Source organism: Streptomyces aurantiaciflavus (assembly GCF_049808595.1).
Lineage (GTDB): Bacteria > Actinomycetota > Actinomycetes > Streptomycetales > Streptomycetaceae > Streptomyces.
The window spans coordinates 42,480-58,918 of record NZ_JBNCAQ010000031.1; the positions used below are offsets into that span (position 1 = coordinate 42,480).

Annotated in this window: 17 protein-coding genes and 1 riboswitch; of the genes, 3 read left to right on the top strand and 14 right to left on the bottom strand. The window is 73.6% G+C overall.

Annotated elements, in window-relative coordinates; genetic code table 11:
• Positions 1-8: 8 nt before the first annotated feature.
• From ACPT94_RS31020 to tdh, 3 genes are read right to left on the bottom strand one after another with little or no spacing between them, the layout of a single operon-like run.
• Positions 9-911, bottom strand: a complete 903-nt coding sequence (locus tag ACPT94_RS31020) for a LysR family transcriptional regulator (protein ID WP_360345806.1) — start codon at positions 909-911, stop codon at positions 9-11.
• Between the two features lie 31 nt (positions 912-942).
• Positions 943-2,136: a glycine C-acetyltransferase gene (locus ACPT94_RS31025; RefSeq protein WP_425247355.1), complete on the bottom strand. Its 1,194-nt coding sequence runs from the start codon at positions 2,134-2,136 to the stop codon at positions 943-945.
• Between the two features lie 60 nt (positions 2,137-2,196).
• Positions 2,197-3,225: an L-threonine 3-dehydrogenase gene (gene tdh, locus ACPT94_RS31030; protein WP_360345810.1), complete on the bottom strand. Its 1,029-nt coding sequence runs from the start codon at positions 3,223-3,225 to the stop codon at positions 2,197-2,199.
• Positions 3,226-3,425: 200 nt separating this feature from the next.
• Here tdh and ACPT94_RS31035 point away from each other — a divergent pair, with 200 nt between their 5' ends.
• Entirely contained in the window at positions 3,426-4,031 is a 606-nt protein-coding gene (locus ACPT94_RS31035; protein WP_360345812.1) for a GOLPH3/VPS74 family protein, read from the top strand.
• Between the two features lie 49 nt (positions 4,032-4,080).
• Here the strand turns inward: ACPT94_RS31035 and ACPT94_RS31040 are convergent, their stop codons facing one another.
• The 6 genes from ACPT94_RS31040 to ACPT94_RS31065 all read right to left on the bottom strand — a co-directional run bounded on the left by ACPT94_RS31040 (position 4,081) and on the right by ACPT94_RS31065 (position 10,145).
• A complete protein-coding gene (locus ACPT94_RS31040) occupies positions 4,081-4,647 on the bottom strand; it encodes a GAF domain-containing protein (RefSeq protein ID WP_360345814.1) in 567 nt (188 codons plus the stop codon).
• Positions 4,648-4,708: 61 nt separating this feature from the next.
• Complete coding sequence (locus ACPT94_RS31045; RefSeq protein ID WP_360345816.1) at positions 4,709-5,338, bottom strand: GTP-binding protein; 630 nt, start codon at positions 5,336-5,338, stop codon at positions 4,709-4,711.
• Positions 5,316-5,687, bottom strand: coding sequence for a DUF742 domain-containing protein (locus ACPT94_RS31050; RefSeq protein WP_360345817.1), 372 nt, complete (start codon positions 5,685-5,687; stop codon positions 5,316-5,318). The genes ACPT94_RS31045 and ACPT94_RS31050 overlap by 23 nt, the downstream gene beginning before the upstream one ends.
• 2 nt (positions 5,688-5,689) lie before the next feature.
• On the bottom strand, positions 5,690-6,124 hold the full coding sequence (locus ACPT94_RS31055) for a roadblock/LC7 domain-containing protein (RefSeq protein ID WP_360345819.1): 435 nt from the start codon (positions 6,122-6,124) through the stop codon (positions 5,690-5,692).
• Between the two features lie 98 nt (positions 6,125-6,222).
• Complete coding sequence (locus ACPT94_RS31060) at positions 6,223-8,547, bottom strand: ATP-binding protein (protein WP_425247356.1); 2,325 nt, start codon at positions 8,545-8,547, stop codon at positions 6,223-6,225.
• A gap of 365 nt (positions 8,548-8,912) precedes the next feature.
• Positions 8,913-10,145: an MBL fold metallo-hydrolase gene (locus tag ACPT94_RS31065; protein WP_425247357.1), complete on the bottom strand. Its 1,233-nt coding sequence runs from the start codon at positions 10,143-10,145 to the stop codon at positions 8,913-8,915.
• Positions 10,146-10,307: 162 nt separating this feature from the next.
• On the opposite strand from ACPT94_RS31065, the gene ACPT94_RS31070 reads away from it, so the two are divergent.
• Together ACPT94_RS31070 and ACPT94_RS31075 are read left to right on the top strand one after the other, a co-directional pair.
• Positions 10,308-11,486: a Glu/Leu/Phe/Val dehydrogenase dimerization domain-containing protein gene (locus ACPT94_RS31070; RefSeq protein WP_425247358.1), complete on the top strand. Its 1,179-nt coding sequence runs from the start codon at positions 10,308-10,310 to the stop codon at positions 11,484-11,486.
• Positions 11,487-11,543: 57 nt separating this feature from the next.
• Positions 11,544-12,164 carry a TetR/AcrR family transcriptional regulator gene (locus ACPT94_RS31075; RefSeq protein ID WP_360345827.1) on the top strand — a complete coding sequence of 207 codons (621 nt, stop codon included), beginning with the start codon at positions 11,544-11,546 and terminating at the stop codon, positions 12,162-12,164.
• A gap of 50 nt (positions 12,165-12,214) precedes the next feature.
• On the opposite strand, the gene ACPT94_RS31080 is transcribed toward ACPT94_RS31075, so the two are convergent.
• From ACPT94_RS31080 to ACPT94_RS31100, 5 genes are all read right to left on the bottom strand, one after another.
• Complete coding sequence (locus tag ACPT94_RS31080; protein WP_360345829.1) at positions 12,215-12,982, bottom strand: SIMPL domain-containing protein; 768 nt, start codon at positions 12,980-12,982, stop codon at positions 12,215-12,217.
• A gap of 149 nt (positions 12,983-13,131) precedes the next feature.
• Positions 13,132-13,917, bottom strand: a complete 786-nt coding sequence (locus ACPT94_RS31085; RefSeq protein WP_360345903.1) for an SGNH/GDSL hydrolase family protein — start codon at positions 13,915-13,917, stop codon at positions 13,132-13,134.
• A gap of 146 nt (positions 13,918-14,063) precedes the next feature.
• Positions 14,064-14,771 (bottom strand): DUF6250 domain-containing protein, encoded by a 708-nt coding sequence (locus ACPT94_RS31090; protein WP_360345831.1) that lies wholly within the window; start codon positions 14,769-14,771, stop codon positions 14,064-14,066.
• 14 nt (positions 14,772-14,785) lie between these two features.
• Complete coding sequence (locus ACPT94_RS31095) at positions 14,786-14,941, bottom strand: hypothetical protein (protein ID WP_360345833.1); 156 nt, start codon at positions 14,939-14,941, stop codon at positions 14,786-14,788.
• Between the two features lie 254 nt (positions 14,942-15,195).
• Positions 15,196-16,194 carry a M23 family metallopeptidase gene (locus tag ACPT94_RS31100; RefSeq protein WP_360345835.1) on the bottom strand — a complete coding sequence of 333 codons (999 nt, stop codon included), beginning with the start codon at positions 16,192-16,194 and terminating at the stop codon, positions 15,196-15,198.
• A 4-nt stretch (positions 16,195-16,198) separates the two neighbouring features.
• Positions 16,199-16,357: riboswitch (cyclic di-AMP (ydaO/yuaA leader) on the bottom strand.
• Between the last annotated feature and the right edge of the window lie 82 nt (positions 16,358-16,439).

Sequence of the window (16,439 nt, forward strand, 5' to 3'; positions counted from 1 at the left end):
CGTAGAACTCACTCCTGAGCCGCCTCCCCGAGCGCGTCCAGCACCGGCCGGATCAGCGGGTGCTCCTCCGCGCCCCGGCGTACGGCCGCGAAGACACGGCGGGTGGGGGCGACCCCGTCGACGGGGCGGACGACCACGCCCGTGAGGTCCATGCCGCGCAGCGCCGACCGCGGCACGAGCGCCACCCCGGCATCGGCCGAGGCCAGCGCGACGACCGCCCGGAAGTCGTCCGAGGAGTGCTCCAGGCGGGGCTGGAAGCCCGCGTGCTCACAGGCCAGGACCACCACGTCGTGGCAGGGGTTGCCGGGGTACGGGCCGATCCACGGATCCTTCGCCAGCTCGGCGAGCGGCACCTCGGCCACGTCGGCGAGCCGGTGGGTGACCGGGACGACGGCGTCGAAGGGCTCGGCGTACAGCGGGACATGGGTGAGGCGCGGGTCGTCGGCGGACGGGGCCCCGCGGTACTCCACGGCGACCGCGACATCGACCTGGCGGTCGAGGACCATCGGCAGGCTCGCGTCGCCCTCGGCGTCCCGGACGCGGATCCTTATCCCCGGCGCGGTGCCGGCGAGCCGGGCCACCGCGGGGGCCACGACCAGGGCGATGCCGGTGGCGAAGGCGGCGACCGTGACCGTCCCGGCGGCCCCCGAGCCGTAGGCGGCCAGTTCCGCCTCGGCCCGCTCCAGCTGGGCGAGGACCGCGTGGGTGTGGGCGAGCAGGATCTCGCCGGCCGGGGTGAGCCGTACGCCCTTCGCTCCCCGTTCGACCAGACGGTGGCCGGTCTCCTGCTCCAGGGCCGTGAGCTGCTGGGAGACGGCGGAGGGCGTGAGGTACAGCGCGGCGGCAGCCGCCGTCACGGTGCGGTGGTCGGCCACCGCACGGAGGATGTGGAGCCGCCGCGCTTCGATCACGGGACCGATTCTCTCAGTTTGTCCGGAGTGCTCAGCCTTCCAGTTCCGCACGGGCCGCCACGAAGGCGTCGACGGCCCGGTTCACGTCGTCCGTGGAGTGCGCCGCGGACAGCTGGACGCGGATACGGGCCTGGCCCTGCGGAACGACCGGGTAGGAGAAGCCGATCACGTACACCCCGCGCGCCAGCAGCAGCTCGGCCATCCGGCCCGCCTTCGCCGCGTCGCCGATCATCACGGGCGCGATGGCGTGGTCGCCGGGGAGGACGTCGAAGCCCTCCTCCGTCATACGGCGGCGGAACAGGGCCGTGTTCTCGGCGAGCCGCACCCGCAGGTCGTCGGCGGACTCCAGCAGGTCCAGGACCTTCAGCGAGGCCGCGGCGATCACCGGAGCGAGGGTGTTGGAGAAGAGGTACGGGCGCGAGCGCTGGCGCAGGAGCGCCACGATCTCGGCACGCGCGGCGACATAACCGCCGGAGGCGCCGCCGAGCGCCTTGCCCAGCGTGCCGGTGATGATGTCGACGCGGTCCATCACACCGTGCAGCTCGGGCGTGCCCCGGCCGCCGGGGCCGACGAAGCCGACGGCGTGCGAGTCGTCCACCATGACCATCGCGTCGTAGCGGTCGGCGAGGTCGCAGATCTCGCGGAGGGGGGCCACATAGCCGTCCATCGAGAAGACGCCGTCGGTGACGACCAGACGGCGGCGCGCGTCGGACGCCTCCTTCAACTGCGCCTCCAGGTCGGCCAGATCACGGTTGGCGTACCGGAGGCGACGGGCCTTGGACAGGCGGATGCCGTCGATGATCGAGGCGTGGTTGAGGGCGTCGGAGATCACCGCGTCCTCGGGGCCGAGCAGCGTCTCGAAGACACCGCCGTTGGCGTCGAAGCAGGAGGAGTACAGGATCGTGTCCTCCTGGCCGAGGAACGCCGACAGCCGCGCCTCCAGCGCCTTGTGCACCTCCTGCGTACCGCAGATGAAGCGCACGGACGCCATGCCGTAGCCCCAGCGGTCCAGTGCCTCGTGGGCGGCGGCGACCACCTCGGGGTGGTCGGCGAGGCCGAGGTAGTTGTTGGCGCAGAAGTTGAGGACCTCGCCGGGGCGGCCGCCCGCGGTGACGTTCACGGTCGCGGACTGCGGGGTGCCGATGACGCGCTCGGGCTTGTGCAGCCCGGCGGCGCGGATCTCGTCGAGGGTGGCGCGAAGATCGTCGCGTACGGAGTCGAACATGGGAAGGCTCCTGAAGGTGCTTGCGCGGAAGGGGAGTCACTCGGTCCGGCGGAAGGGAGGTCACTCGGTCCAGTCGAGGATGACCTTGCCGCCGCGACCGCTCGCCGCGTCCTCGAACGCCGCCTCGAAGTCGCGGTGGCCGTAGCGGCCGGTGATCACGGGGGCGAGGTCGAGGCCGCCCTCCAGGAGGACCGACATCGCGTACCAGGTCTCGAACATCTCGCGGCCGTAGATGCCCTTGATCGTGATCATCGACGTGACGATCCGGGCCCAGTCGACCGGGAACTCCTCGGACGGCAGGCCGAGCATGGCGATACGGCCGCCGTGCGTCATGTTGGCGATCATGTCGCGCAGGGCCTCGGGCCGCCCGGACATCTCCAGGCCGATGTCGAAGCCCTCGCGCAGGCCCAGCTCGCGCTGCCCGTCGGCGATGGACGCCTGCGACACGTCGAGGGCGAGGCTCGCGCCGATCTTGCGGGCCAGTTCCAGGCGCTCCGCGCTGACGTCGGTGACGACGACGTTGCGGGCGCCCGCGTGCCGGGCGACGGCGGCGGCCATCAGGCCGATCGGGCCCGCGCCGGTGATCAGGACGTCCTCACCGACCAGCGGGAAGGAGAGCGCGGTGTGCACGGCGTTGCCGAACGGGTCGAAGATCGCCGCCACGTCGAGGTCGACCGGCACGCGGTGCACCCAGACGTTGGACGCGGGCAGGGCGACGTACTCGGCGAAGGCGCCGTCGCGGCCGACGCCGAGACCGACGGTGGCCCGGCACAGATGGCGGCGCCCGGCGAGACAGTTGCGGCACTTGCCGCACACGAGGTGGCCCTCGCCGCTGACCCGGTCGCCGACGGCGACGTCGGTGACGTCCCGGCCGGTCTCCACGACCTCGCCGACGAACTCGTGCCCGACCACGAGCGGGGTGCGGATCGCCTGCCGCGCCCAGCCGTCCCAGGCCCGGATGTGCAGGTCGGTGCCGCAGATGCCGGTGCGGAGCACCTTGATCAGTACGTCGCCGGGTCCGACTGCGGGCTCCGGCACGTCCGTGAGCCACAGCCCGGGCTCCGCCTTCTCCTTGACCAGCGCCTTCAACGCTACGGCTCCTGTGGGTGAGGCCCGCGCCGGGCATGCCGAAGGAGCCCGCGGCGGGGGGAGGGTGGGATCTCGTAGCAATCTGCCGTACGGGGGCGGCCCGGTCCATCGAGACTTTCTTAAGCGGTGCCACAGATCCGCTTCACGCCTCCCGGCGGCGTGCGACCCTGGACGGGGGACCGACCGACGGGGAGCCGCTCATGACCACAGCCCAGGACCTGTTGCTCGTCTCGTTGGACGTGCCGCCCGTGCGTCCGGTGGAGCAGGGTGAACTGTCCCTCGCCCTCGCGGGAGCCGAGGTGATCGACCTGGCAGAGGCCGGAGCGCTCGTCCTCGACGACGACCGCCTCGTGCCCGGCCCGCAGCCGGCGGCGCAGGACCGCCTTCTGGCGGAGGCCGCGTCGTCCCTCGTCCGGGAGGAACCGTACGAGTCGGTCGAGGACTGGCTGTGGCGCCGAGGCCGTGGCCTGTCGGCGGCCTACACCGCCCGGCTGGAGGCGGACGGGCTCCTCACCCGGCCGCGCGGCCGCCTGTTCGGCGCACGGTCGGGCCGCCTGACGCCGGCGGAGTCACCGGCCCGTCGCCACGCCGCGGAACGCTGGGCGTCGGGTGAGCCGGTCCTCGCCGCGCTGGCCGCCGCGGCCGGTGTCCGGGAGGAGCCGGCCGACGGTTTCCCGGGTGCGCCGACCGACCCGGTGGTGACCGTGCTGGCCGCGGTCGGCGACGCGGTGACGGAACTGGCGGGCGTACGGCAGCGACGGTCCGTCGAGGATGCCGCCTTCGACAACGTCTGGCGGGCCGTCTGACGGTGGCCCGGCGCGCCCGGGCCCGCTTCGTGACCGCGTGAGGCGCCGCTCACGGCGGGCCTGCGGCCTCCCGGCGTTCCAGCCGTCCGGCGAGATCCGCCGCCGTCGCCTTGATGGTCTCCAGGCCCGCCTTCCCCCAGGGCCGGGGCGCGAGGTCGGCGACGCTCACCGTGCCGAGCACCGTGCCGGTCGTGTCGATGAGCGGGGCGCCGAGGTAGGAGCGGATGCCGTACTCGTCGACGACCGGGTTGCCGGCGAAGCGCGGATAGTCGCGGACGTCCTCCAGGACCAGCGCCTTGCGCCGCACGACGACATACGGACAGTAGCCGTGGTCGCGGGGCAGCCGGCGGCTCAGCTCGGGCTTGCCGCCGCGGGCGGCCCGGCCGCCGTCCGGGGTGTGCAGCCCGGCGAGGAGCTGCTGTTCCTCGTCGATGAAGTTGACCATGGCGTACGGCGCCCCGGCCAGCTCGGCGAGACGGTCCGCGAAGGCGTCGAGGGCGGGGTCCGGCCGCTCCCCGAGGCCGAGTCGGCGCAGTCTGCGCATCCGGGCGGGAGCTTCCTTGTCCTCGGGGGTGAGCAGCAGTCGACCGGCCGGGCGCGGCGGGTCGTAGCTCATGGGCGTGCTCCGTCGCTGTCGAGGTACGGCATGTGCGGCTCCGGTGCGTTGTGTGCGGGAATCACATGTGGGCGCCGCGGCTCGGCCGGGGTGCCGCCGGTGCGTGCGCGATGAGGTGCCTGACGAGGGTGAGGAGGGTCTGGACGCCGGAGGCGGAGATACGTGCGTCGCAGCGCACGACGGGGATCTCCGGGGGCAGGTCCAGGGCCGCGCGCACCTCCTCGGGGTCGTAGCGGTGGGCTCCGTCGAACTCGTTGACGGCGACGATGAAGCCGAGGCCGCGTTCCTCGAAGAAGTCGACGGCCGCGAAGCACTCCTCCAGACGGCGGGTGTCGGCCAGGATGACCGCGCCGAGGGCGCCCTCGGACAGCTCGTCCCACATGAACCAGAACCGCTCCTGTCCGGGGGTGCCGAACAGGTACAGCACGTGGTGCGGGTCGAGCGTGATCCGGCCGAAGTCCATCGCCACGGTCGTCTCGACCTTGTTCTCGATGCCGTCGAGGTTGTCGGTCGCGGCGCTGACCGTGGTGAGCAGCTCCTCGGTGCTGAGGGGCGCGATCTCGCTGACCGCGCCGACGAAGGTGGTCTTGCCGACCCCGAACCCTCCCGCGACCAGGAGTTTCAGCGCGGTGGGAAAGGGGTCGGGGCCGTCGTCGTGCTCATCGCGCTCAGAGCTGGCGTCGTAGTCCATCGAGCACTGCCTCCAGTAGGGCCCGGTCGGTGGGGTTGTGGTGGAACTCGGGGGGCTTGGTGGTCAGCGCCCCGCAGTCGACGAGGTCCGACAGCAGCACCTTGGTGACCACCGCCGGCAGCTTGAGGTGGGCGGCGACCTCGGCGACCGGGACGGGTGCGCGGCACAGGTCGAGGGCCTGTGCGTGCTCGGGGCCGAGGTAGCCGAGGGGGGTCGCCCCGGTGGCCCTCACCTGGGTCATGAGGTCGAGGGCGACGGTGGGCTCGGTGCGGCCGTTGCTGACCGTGAACGGGCGCACCAGCCGTCCGGCCGCGTCGTCGAGCCAGGGCCCGTCGCCGACTGCTGCCACGCTCAAGGCCCCATCACCGACGGTTCCACGGCGTGCTGCCGGGGCGCGGTCACCAGGTAGGGGCGGACGCTCTTGACGAGCATCGCCATCTCGTAGCCGAGGACCGCGGCGTCGGCCTCGCGGTCCGCTAGGACGGCGAGGCAGGTGCCGGAACCGGCCGTGGTGACGAACAGCAGGCTCGAGTCGAGCTCGACGACGACCTGGCGCACGTCCCCGCCGTCGCCGAAGCGGACGCCGGCGCTGCGGCCGAGGGAGTACAGACCGGACGCCAGGGCGGCCATGTGGTCGGCGCTGTCGGGGTCGAGGCCGTGCACGGACTTCACGAGGCCGTCGCAGGAGAGGAGGACCGCGCTGGTCGTGTGCGGTACACGCTGCACGAGGCCGCTCATCAGCCAGTCGAGGTCGGATACGAGGCCGGTCGGCGCATCGCTCGCCATGGTGGATCGACTCCTTGGGGTACGAAGGTCTGCGGGAGCGGTGGGGGTGAGGGCAGAGGTGGGGGTGGCGGTGGGGGTGGGGGTGGTCAGGGGCGTGCTCATCCGGCTGGTGCGCTCCCGTCGTGCCGGGTGGTGGGGAGGTGGTCGGGGCCGGACACGCGGTACGCCTCGGGGACGGCGGGCGCGTGCGCGGGGTGTGCTTCGGACACGGCGGTCGGGGGCGGTACGTCCGTGGTGGGCGGCGAGGGCGTCAGGGGGTCCGGCGCCGTGAACGGGGCCGGTTCCGGGGCGTCCGCCTCCAGGCTCTGCTGGGCCTCGGCGAGGCCGATGCCGCGCTGGAAGGCCGCCATCAGGCCGGGGTCGTGGCCGGCGGGCCGCTCGTCGTCCTGGCGCGGGGCCGGGCCGCCGCGCAGCTGGGGCGCGATGTGCTCCTGGGCGCGGCGGCGGGGCAGTCGGGGCTTGCCCATGGTGCCGCGCACGGCGCCCGCGCGCGGGGTCGGTACCCGGCCCGCGTTCTCGTCCACGACGGGCCGGTCGCCGGGCCGGATGCCGGGAACGGCCTCCGCCGGGTTGGGCCGCTCCTCGTGGGCGCCGCGCACGGGCAACGGGGCCGGGCCACGGTCGCCCAGGTGCGCGGTGTCGTGCTCGGGCCGGCCGGACGGGAGGGACGACCCGCCCGGGAGCCGGGTTCCGGGGCCGGCCTGCGAGCTCGGGGGCACGGGCAGCGGGGCCGGGCCACGGCCGCCCAGGTGCGCGGTGTCGTGCTCGGGCCGGCCGGACGGGAGGGACGACCCGCCCGGGAGCCGGGTTCCGGGGCCGGTCTGCGGGCTCGGGGGCACGGGCTGCGGGCTCGGGGGCACGGGCTGCGGGGTCAGCGGGGGCCGCAGCCCGTCCGAGGTGGTCCGCGGCTGTCCGGGGGACGGCGGCCGGCCGCCGGCGGACGTGCTCCGCGCCGGCGGTCCGTCGGCCCTGCGCCGTGCCTCGGCCGTGACCGGCGTACCGGACTGAACCGCCCCGGACGTCAGGATGGCCTGCGGCTGGGGCGTGCCGGTCCGGCTGCTGGGGCCGGGCGCCGGGGTCCGGCCGGCCGGTGGCCGGGGCTCCGCCCGGACCTGCGCCTGCCCCTGCACCGTCCGGGGCGCCCGCCCCCGCACGTCCTCTGCGGCCGGCGCCGCTCCCCCGCGCTTCTCCTCCGCCGACGGCCCGGGCAGCACCGTCGCCGAGCCCAACAGGGCCTGCGGTACGACGAGGACGGCCTGGACCCCGCCGTAGATGTTGGTCTGCAGACGGACCCGGATGCCGTGGCGGCGGGCGAGCTGGGAGACGACGAAGAGGCCGATGCGGCCGTCGGCCAGCAGGCGGCCGACGTTGACCTGGTCGGGGTCGGCGAGCAGGGCGTTCATCCGGCTCTGTTCCTCGGCGGGCATGCCGAGGCCGCGGTCCTCGACCTCGACGGCGAGCCCGGAGGTGACGAGGTTGGCGCGCAGCAGCACCTGGGTGTGCGGGGCGGAGAACACCGTGGCGTTCTCGACGAGTTCGGCGAGCAGATGGATGACGTCGGCGACGGCGTGCCCGCGCAGCTCGCCGTCGATCGGCGGGACCAGCTTGACCCGGGAGTACTGCTCGACCTCGGCGATGGCGGAGCGCAGCACCTCGATCATGGAGACGGGGTTGCTCCACTGCCGCCGGGAGACGGCGCCACCGAGCACGGCGAGGTTCTCCGCGTGGCGGCGGATGCGGGTGGCGAGGTGGTCGACGTGGAAGAGGCCCTTGAGGAGGTCGGGGTCCTCGATCTCGTTCTCCAGCTCGTCGAGGATCGAGATCTCGCGGTGCACGAGCGACTGAAGACGCCGCGCGAGGTTGACGAAGACCTCCAGCTTCTGTTCGCTGCCGGCCTGGCTGGAGAGCTGGGCGGCCTGGACCACGGCGGTGACGGCCCCGTCGTGGGCGCGCGAGAGGTCGGCGGCGAGCAGCTCGAACTCGTCGGCGTCGGCGGGCGGCCCGCCGCGCGAGGTGCGCTGGGGCGGGGTCTCGCCGCGGCGCAGCGCCTCCAGCAGGGCGCGCAGGTCGGCCTCGCCGTGTGCGCTGTTGCGGCGCAGGGCGGCGACGCGGTCGCTGACGGAGCGGGCGGCGCGGTCGGCGGCCACGGCCGCGATCAGGATGCCCGCGGCGGTCACTCCGACGGCGCCGGCCAGGACGGCCCACAGGGTCGGGCCGGGCCGGGTGCCGGTGGAGCGCACGGCGAACAGGACGGCCGCGCAGGCGCTGAGGGCGACGGCGGTCGGAGGGAGCACGGCGAGCCGCAGCAGCTGGGGCCGTATGTGTGTCTCGGCCGGTGCGGGTGCGGTGCGGGCGACCGGTCGTCCGTGCCGTCCGCCCTCACGGCGGTCTGCGCGTGCGGCCGGTGCGCGGAGGTGAGACATCGGGGGTCCTCGTACTGTGTCCGTCGGGCGTGGTGGTTCGCGCGGGTGCGCGACTCGGGCATGCGCCATCGCGGTGTCGGTCGAGAGAGCCGCGTATTCGGCCACACGTCGCCCGACGGACACTCACAGTAGTCGCCAACGCATCATGTGCGGTGGGCAGTTGACAAAGTCCCCCGGGGAGGGTCCCGCTCTGGTATGAGGCTTCGCACGTAAGAGCGACGACCCCCCGGAGTTCCCGGATCCCAGAGCGAAAGAAGTCGATCAGAGCTGGTCAGAGGCGCTCAGAGGTGCTCGCGGACAGAAGAAGGGGGCCGGGGAGCCTCACGCTCCCCGACCCCCTCCGCGATCCGCCGCGGCGGCCTCGGTCAGCCCGCCGGTACGGCCTCCGGGGCCTCGCCGTCCTCGGCCGCACCCTTCGGTATGTCACTCATCGTATCGGCCGTGGCCTTGGCTTCGAGGGCCGGCACCTCGGGCCATCCGCCCGCCGGGGCGAGCGCCACACCGCGCCACCACGGCTCGGCCGGGAAGGTCTCGGCGGTCGGCTCGAAGGGCTCGCCGGGCCGGGGCAGGGCGACGGGCGCACCGGCGGCGCGCGCGGCGGCCAGGGTGCCCTCGCCCGGATCGGCCCACGCGTGCGTGGCGAGGTTGAAGGTCGCCCAGTGGATCGGCAGCAGCACGCCCGCCGGCTCGCCGCCCTGGAGGTCGAGGTGGGCGAGCAGACCCTCCTCGGGTGTCATGTGGATGTCGGGCCAGAACTCGGAGTACGCGCCGATCTGGATCATCGTCGCGTCGAACGGGCCGTGTTCGGCGCCGATGGCCTTGAAGCCATCGAAGTAGCCGGTGTCACCGCTGTGGTAGATCCGGTGCTCCTCGCCCTCGACGACCCAGGAGGCCCACAGGGTGTGCTGGGTGTTGCGCAGGCCGCGGCCGCAGAAGTGGCGGGCCGGGGTGGCGGTCAGGGTGAGGGAGCCGACCTTCGTCGCCTCGTGCCAGTCCAGTTCGCGCAGCCGGCCGGGGGACACGCCCCAGTGTTCGAGGTGGGCGCCGACGCCGAGCGGCACGGCGAACAGGGTGTCCTTGCCGGCCAGCGCCTTGATGGTGGGCGTGTCCAGGTGGTCGTAGTGGTCGTGCGAGATGACGACGACGTCGACAGGGCCCAGGGCGGCGAGCGGGAGCGGGACCGGGTGCAGGCGCTTGGGACCGGCGAAGGGGAAGGGGGAGCAGCGCTCACCCCAGACCGGGTCGAACAGCACCCGGCGCCCGTCGATCTCCGCGAGCACGCTGGAGTGACCCATCCAGGTCAGGCGCAGGCCCGTGGCGGGCGGCTCGGCGAGGTCGGCGAGGGTGGTGGCGTGCACCGGGACCGTGCCCGCGGGGGCGCGGCGGGGGCGGGAGTCCTTGTCGAAGAAGACCTTGGCGAAGTCGAGGGCCGAGCCCGAGGGGCGGGTGCGCGCCGGGCCGCCGGGATTCTGGAAGACCCCGTCCTTGAAGTGGGGCGATCTGCGGATGCGCGCGAGGCGCTCACCGCTCGGGTCCGCGCCGAAGGCCTCGGGCCGCACGGCACGGAGCCCGGAGCTCAGGGTACGGAAACCGGCCACGGTACCTCCAGGTGGAGTCGCTGAGGACTCCCATTATGGTCGGGCCCTCCGACAACGCCGGACCGCCCTCGTCAACAGGCCTGCGGCACCGCGTTGACAGGGGGACTCAGGGATCTCGATACTGACCTGCTGTTCAGTAATGGTCCTGGTCGAGGAGTCCGTATGGCCGCCCCCTTGTTGTCCCTCACCTGGACCGACGACGTCACCGGCCGTCAGGGCTTCCTGGTCGTCGACCGGCTCGTGCGGGGTGTGTGCAGCGGCGGTCTGCGCATGCGGGAGGGCTGCACCCTCGACGAGGTGACCGGCCTCGCCCGCGGCATGAGCCTCAAGGAGGCGCTGCACTACGACCCCGAGGCACGCTACGTCCCCCTGGGCGGGGCCAAGGGCGGCATCGACTGCGACCCGCGCGCCCCGGAGGCGTACGGGCTGCTGGTGCGGTACCTGCGGGCGGTGCGGCCGTACGTGGAGAGCTGCTGGACGACCGGCGAGGACCTCGGGCTGACCCAGGACCTGATCGACCGGGCCGCCGCCGAGGCGGGGCTCGTCTCCTGCGTCCAGGCCGTCTATCCGCTGCTGGACGACGAGGAGGCGGCCCGTGAGCGGCTCGCGGACGCCTTCGCGGTCGAGGTGGACGGCATCGGTCTGGACGAGCTGGTCGGCGGCTGCGGCGTCGCCGAGTCCGTGCTCACGGCCCTGGACCGGGCCGGGGTGCCGTACGCCGGCACGCGGGTCGCCCTGCAGGGGCTCGGCACGATGGGCGGGGCCACGGCGCGCTTCCTCACGCGCGCGGGGCTGTCGGTCGTGGCCGTCGCCGACGTCAAGGGCACGATCGCCAACCCGGCCGGCCTGGACGTGGAGGCGCTGCTGGCCGCGCGGGACGCCCACGGCACCGTCGACCGCTCCGCGCTGCGCGCCGACGACCGTGAACTGCCGGGTGACGCCTGGCTGTCCGCGGAGGCGGAGGTGCTGGTGCCGGCGGCCGTGTCGTACGCGATCGGGGTGGACGAGCAGCAGCGGATCGGCGCCCGCTGGATCGCCGAGGCGGCCAACATGCCCGTCCTGCCCGAGGCGGAGGAACTGCTGCACGCGCGCGGGGTGCGGGTGCTGCCGGACGTCGTCGTGAACTCGGGGACGAACGCCTGGTGGTGGTGGACGCTCTTCGGTGACATCGGCGCGGACGCGGACGAGGCGTTCGCGTACACGCGCCGCTCGATGCGGGCGCTGGTCGAGCTGGTGCTGGAGCGGGCGGAGGCCGACGGGGCGACGCCCCGGGCCGCCGCGCACGCGGTCGCCGCCCGGCGCCTGGCGGTGATCGCGGAGCGGTTCGGCCGCCGGCGGTGAGGGCGTCCGCGCAGGTCGCGGCCCCTGCGCGAGGGGCCTGGTGTGTAGGGTGACGGCGTGGCGAGGGTCCGGTTGAGTGTGGCCGAGCGGCGCGAGGAGCTGCTGCGGGCCGCCATCGAGCAGATCGAGGCGCGGGGCGTGGCGGCGGTCAGGATCGCCGACGTGGCCGCGGCGCTCGGCGTGAGCAACGCGCTGGTGCTCTATCACTTCGAGACCAAGGAGAAGCTGGTCGCCGCCGCGTTCGCGTACGCGGCCGAGGACGACCTGGCGCATCTGCGCAAGCTGCTCGGCCGCCGTACGACCGCACTGCGCCGGCTGCGCTCGGCCGTGCGCTGGTACGCGCCCACGGGCCAGGCCAAGGGCTGGCGGCTGTGGATCGAGGGCTGGGCGGTGTCGCTGCGCGAGCCCGCCCTGCGGGAAGTGGCCCGGGACCTCGACCGGCAGTGGAAGGCGGCCCTCGCCGAGGTGATCGCCGAGGGCGTGGCCGCGGGCGAGTTCCGCTGCCCCGACCCGTCCGGCACCGCTCTGCGTCTGACGGCCCTGCTCGACGGGCTCGCCGTGCAGCTGACGTCCTACGCGGGTGCGGTGTCCCGGGCCCGGGCGCAGGAGTGGGTGGACGAGGCACTGGCCCGGGAACTCGGGCCGGGCACCGGGACGTTGAGCGCCCAGGAGCGCTGAGGGGCCCGGAGGGGCCCTGTCGGCCCGGCTTCCTCGCCCCCCTCCTCTCCTCACTCCAGCTCGTACACCGCCGTGACCGTCGCCGTCGCGCGGATCATGCCCGGCGCCACGGGCACTCCCGCGCCGAGGCCGGCCGCCTCCGCGGTCTGCGGTACGGGGCGCGGGTGGCCGACGGCGTCCTCGCTGAGGGAGACGAGCCGGCCGAGGCGGTGGCCGCTGAGGCGGGCGTACTGCTCGGCCTTGGCGTGGGCGTCGTCGTGCGCGGCCCGGCGGGCGCGGTCCTGAAGCGGTGCCGGGTCGGACACGTCGAAGGCGACGGAGGTGATGCGGCCCGCCTCACCGGTGGCCTCGGCGATCGCCTGGAGCACGGCGCCGGTCCTCGTCACCTCACGGACCTGCACGACGAAGGACTGCGCGGCCTGATAGCCCTTCAGACGGGAGGTGCCGTCGCTGGAGTCGTGGACGGGCATGAGGGAGACGTTCTCGGTACGGATGTCCCGGTCGGCGACGCCCTGCGCGCGGACGGCCCCCAGCAGCGCGTCGGCCGCCCTGGTCTGCGCGTCCAGGGCCGTCCCCGGGGTCGGGGCGATGGTTTCGACGCCGGCGCCGACGATCGCGAGGTCGGGGTCGGCGCTCGCGCTGCCCTCGCCGGTCACCGTGAGGGTGGCCGGGCTGGGCGCGGCCGGCAGCGCGGCGACGGGCCGGGCCGGCAGGGCGGTTGCCACCGGGGCGGCGACGGCCGGGAGACCGAGGGCGAGCAGGGTCACGACGGCGGCGGTGACCGGCTTGCGAGGGCGGGACATGGGCGGACGGGGCATGCGGGAGCGTTCCTTCGGCGCCGGGGGACGATGTGCGGTCATCCCAGCAGCCGGACCGGGCCGCGCGGCCGCACCACTCCCGGGTGCTCACCTCACTGGTGGAGCGGCCGGCCGTCCGACGTGGACGGCCGGCCGCGCACCGGCGCGGCTCACGCCACCGACGCGATCCGCATCTTGATGTCGTCGGGCGACAGCGTGCCCTTGGCCGTCACATGGTCGCCCGAGGACTCCCCGCGCAGCCGGCGCCCGATCCACGGCACCAGGTACTCGCGCGCCCAGTGCACATCGTCGCGCCGGACATCGAGGGTGCCGCGCGGCGGGAGCGGCGGCCAGGGCTGCTCCGGGTCGGCCGGGACGTCGAGGCCGAGGACCTGTCCGGCGCGCAGCGCCACGCGCGTGTGGCCCTCCGGAGAGAGGTGGAGCCGGTCGTCGTCCCAGGCCCTGCGGTCCTGCACCGACTTCAGGGACCACAGGTCGAGGACCGGGCAGCCGTACCGGTCGGCGATGGCACGGACGTGCCCGTTGTAGGTGGCGATCTTGCCGCGCAGGTGCTTCAGCACGGGCACGCCACGGGTGTCGAAGCCGGTCGTCACCATGACGGTGCCGGCGGCGGAGGTCAGCGCGGCGATGGCCCGCTCGAAGCGCTCGGCGACCTCGTCGGGGTCGGTGCCGGGGCGGAGGATGTCGTTGCCGCCCGCGCAGAAGGAGACCAGGTCGGGCGCGCGCTCCACCGCCTTCGGCAGTTGGTCCGCCATGATCTGGTCGAGCAGCTTTCCGCGCACCGCCAGGTTGGTGTACTGGAAGTCGCCCTCGGGCCGCCGGTCCGCGAGCAGTACCGCGAACCGGTCGGCCCAGCCGACGAACGCCCCGTCGGGGCCGGGGTCGCCCACGCCCTCGGTGAAGCTGTCCCCCACCGCCACGTACGACCCGATCACTGATCTGTTGTCACTCTTCGAATCGTCTGCCACAGGAGTGCATGATCCTCCTTCGAATGTGACCTACGCGACCGTAGGCAGGGGTTGACGTGCGGTGAGATAAGCCACTCCTAAAGAGTTTGCCAATCAGGGAATAAGGCACCCCGTCAGCCACGTCGACGCAGCGACCACACCCGGAAGCCGCTGATCCGGAAGTGGCTCCAGGTGGTGCGGAACGCGAAGTGCCCGCTGGTGTAGGGCTCCGGGTCGGTGTAGTCGAAGACGAGCCGCCCGTTGTTCCACCACCGGACGGTGGAGCCGTCGGAGACGATCCGCACACGGTTCGGCTCGTTCGCCACGAGCAGCGGCTCGGTGTAGTCGAGAATCAGGGGCCGCACCCCCGCCTGGCCGACGTAGCGGCGCAGCCGGGTGGTGGTGTTGGTGTTGGCGCCGTAGCCGACGTAGTACGTCTTCAGGTGGTCGTACTCCGCCAGCGCCCCGCCGCGCGGGGTGGCGAAGAGGTCGTCCGGGGAGCGGACGTCGACGGCGTTCCAGAAGTTGTTGAGGTCGGAGACGCGGTCGTTGACGCCGCCCGCGGAGACCGGGGTCGCGGTGTACTCGAGGACGTACGGCCCTTCGAGGCGCTGCTTGAACCAGATGGTCGCGCCGGCGGGCACGTCGACCTCCAGCGTCCCGCGGGAGGCGGTGACGGTGCCGCCGTTCTCCAGTTCCACGGCCCACTTGCCGAGGCCGTGGCGGAAGTCGTCGTGGGCGACGAGGCGGCGGTGGCGGGGCGAGGCGCTCGCGGTGGGGGCGAGGGCGGACAGGGCGGCGCCGGCGGCCAGGGCGCCGAAGGCTCTGCGCGTGGTCGTCATGGGATGCGGCTCCTTCAGTGGGCGGGGGTGATGAGGGAGGGCTGCGGGACACGGCGGGTCTCGGTGCCCGCGTAGCGCTCGGCCGCCTGGCCCCCGGGCGGGGAGCAGAGCCCGGCCGGCAGGGCGGCAGCGGTGACGGCGACGGCTCTTCGGCGTCGGACGGGGTTCACTCGGGACCTCCACAGAGCGTCAGAAAGCGCTTGCACCTGACGGAGATCACTGTGTCCCGACTCCGGCCCGGCTGTCGACGCCCGGGGGCGACCTGCCACAGGACCGCAATGAAACGATCATGAAAAAGCGAAGCCGACCATGGCGGTCGGCACCCGCACACCGGCCCGACGGGTGCCGCGCACGCCGAAGGCCGGACCCGTGGATCGGGATCCGGCCTTCGGTGTGCGTGTCAGGCAGGTGGTCGTGCGGGAGGTCAGCCGACCGGGACGCCGCGGGCGCGGAGGTAGGCGACCGGGTCGACGTCCGAGCCGTAGTTCGGCGTGGTGCGGATCTCGAAGTGCAGGTGCGGGCCGGTCACGTTGCCGGTCGCGCCGGACAGGCCGACCTGCTGACCCGCGGAGACGGTCTGGCCGGCCGAGACCGAGAGCTGGGACAGGTGGCCGTACTGCGCGTAGTAGCCGTCGGCGAGCCTGATGACGACCTGGTTGCCGTACGCGCCGCCCCAGCCCGCGGAGACGACCGTGCCCGCGCCGACCGCCTTGAGCGAGGTGCCGGTCGGGACGACGAAGTCGACGCCGGTGTGGTAACCGCTGGACCACATGCTGCCGGACATGTGGTACGGGGTGCCGACGGTGGCGCCGGCCACGGGCTGGACGTAACCGGTGGCGTTGCCGGTGAGCTCGGCGGCCTCGGTGGTCGACGTCTTCGACGCGGAGGACTGTGAGGCCGAGGACTTGGAGGAGTCCGACGACTTCGAGGACTTCGACGACTGCGAGGACTTCGAGGAGGAGGACGAACCGGTCGAAGCGGACGGCGACTTGGTGGCGCCGGCCGTGGCCTTCTTGCCGATCGAGAGCTTGAGGCCGGGGTGGATGAGCGACGGGTTGCCGCCGACGGCCTCACGGTTGTCCTCGTAGAGCCGCTGCCAACCACCGCTGACGTGCTGCTCGTCGGCGATCTTCGAGAGGTAGTCGCCGGCCCGCACCGTGTAGGTCGTGGCGCTCGCGGCGGACTTCGACTCGGCGGCGGACTTCTGCGCGACCGGGACGGCCTGAACGGCCTTTTCCGAAACCGAGGAAACCGAGGAAACCGAGGAAATCGACTGGGCGGCCGCCGACTGGGCCGGCGCGGCATGGGCGCCGGTGGCCCCGATGAGCGGGAGTGCGAGCGCGGCGCCGCCGGTTCCGGCGGCGGCGATGGAGCGGGTGAAGCGCTGGGGCTTCGGACGGCGGTGCTTACCCTTCGCGGGCATGGCGAATTCCTCTCCGGCGCCTGCGAGGTGAGCTGTCGGGTGCGGACTGGAGATGTCCGGCCGTACCGAGGCACGGCTTTACCCCAAGCCTGTTCCGGAGACCGGAACAGGCGGTTCTGCCTGTGGGTCCCCCGCTCCTGCCGTGCACGGGTGAGTGTGTGCGGGCTCCGGGCGGCGGCAGGATTGGGCGTCCGTCCGGAGTGGAGTGGAACGTAAGCGACCTAGACGCACAGGGACAAGCAGAG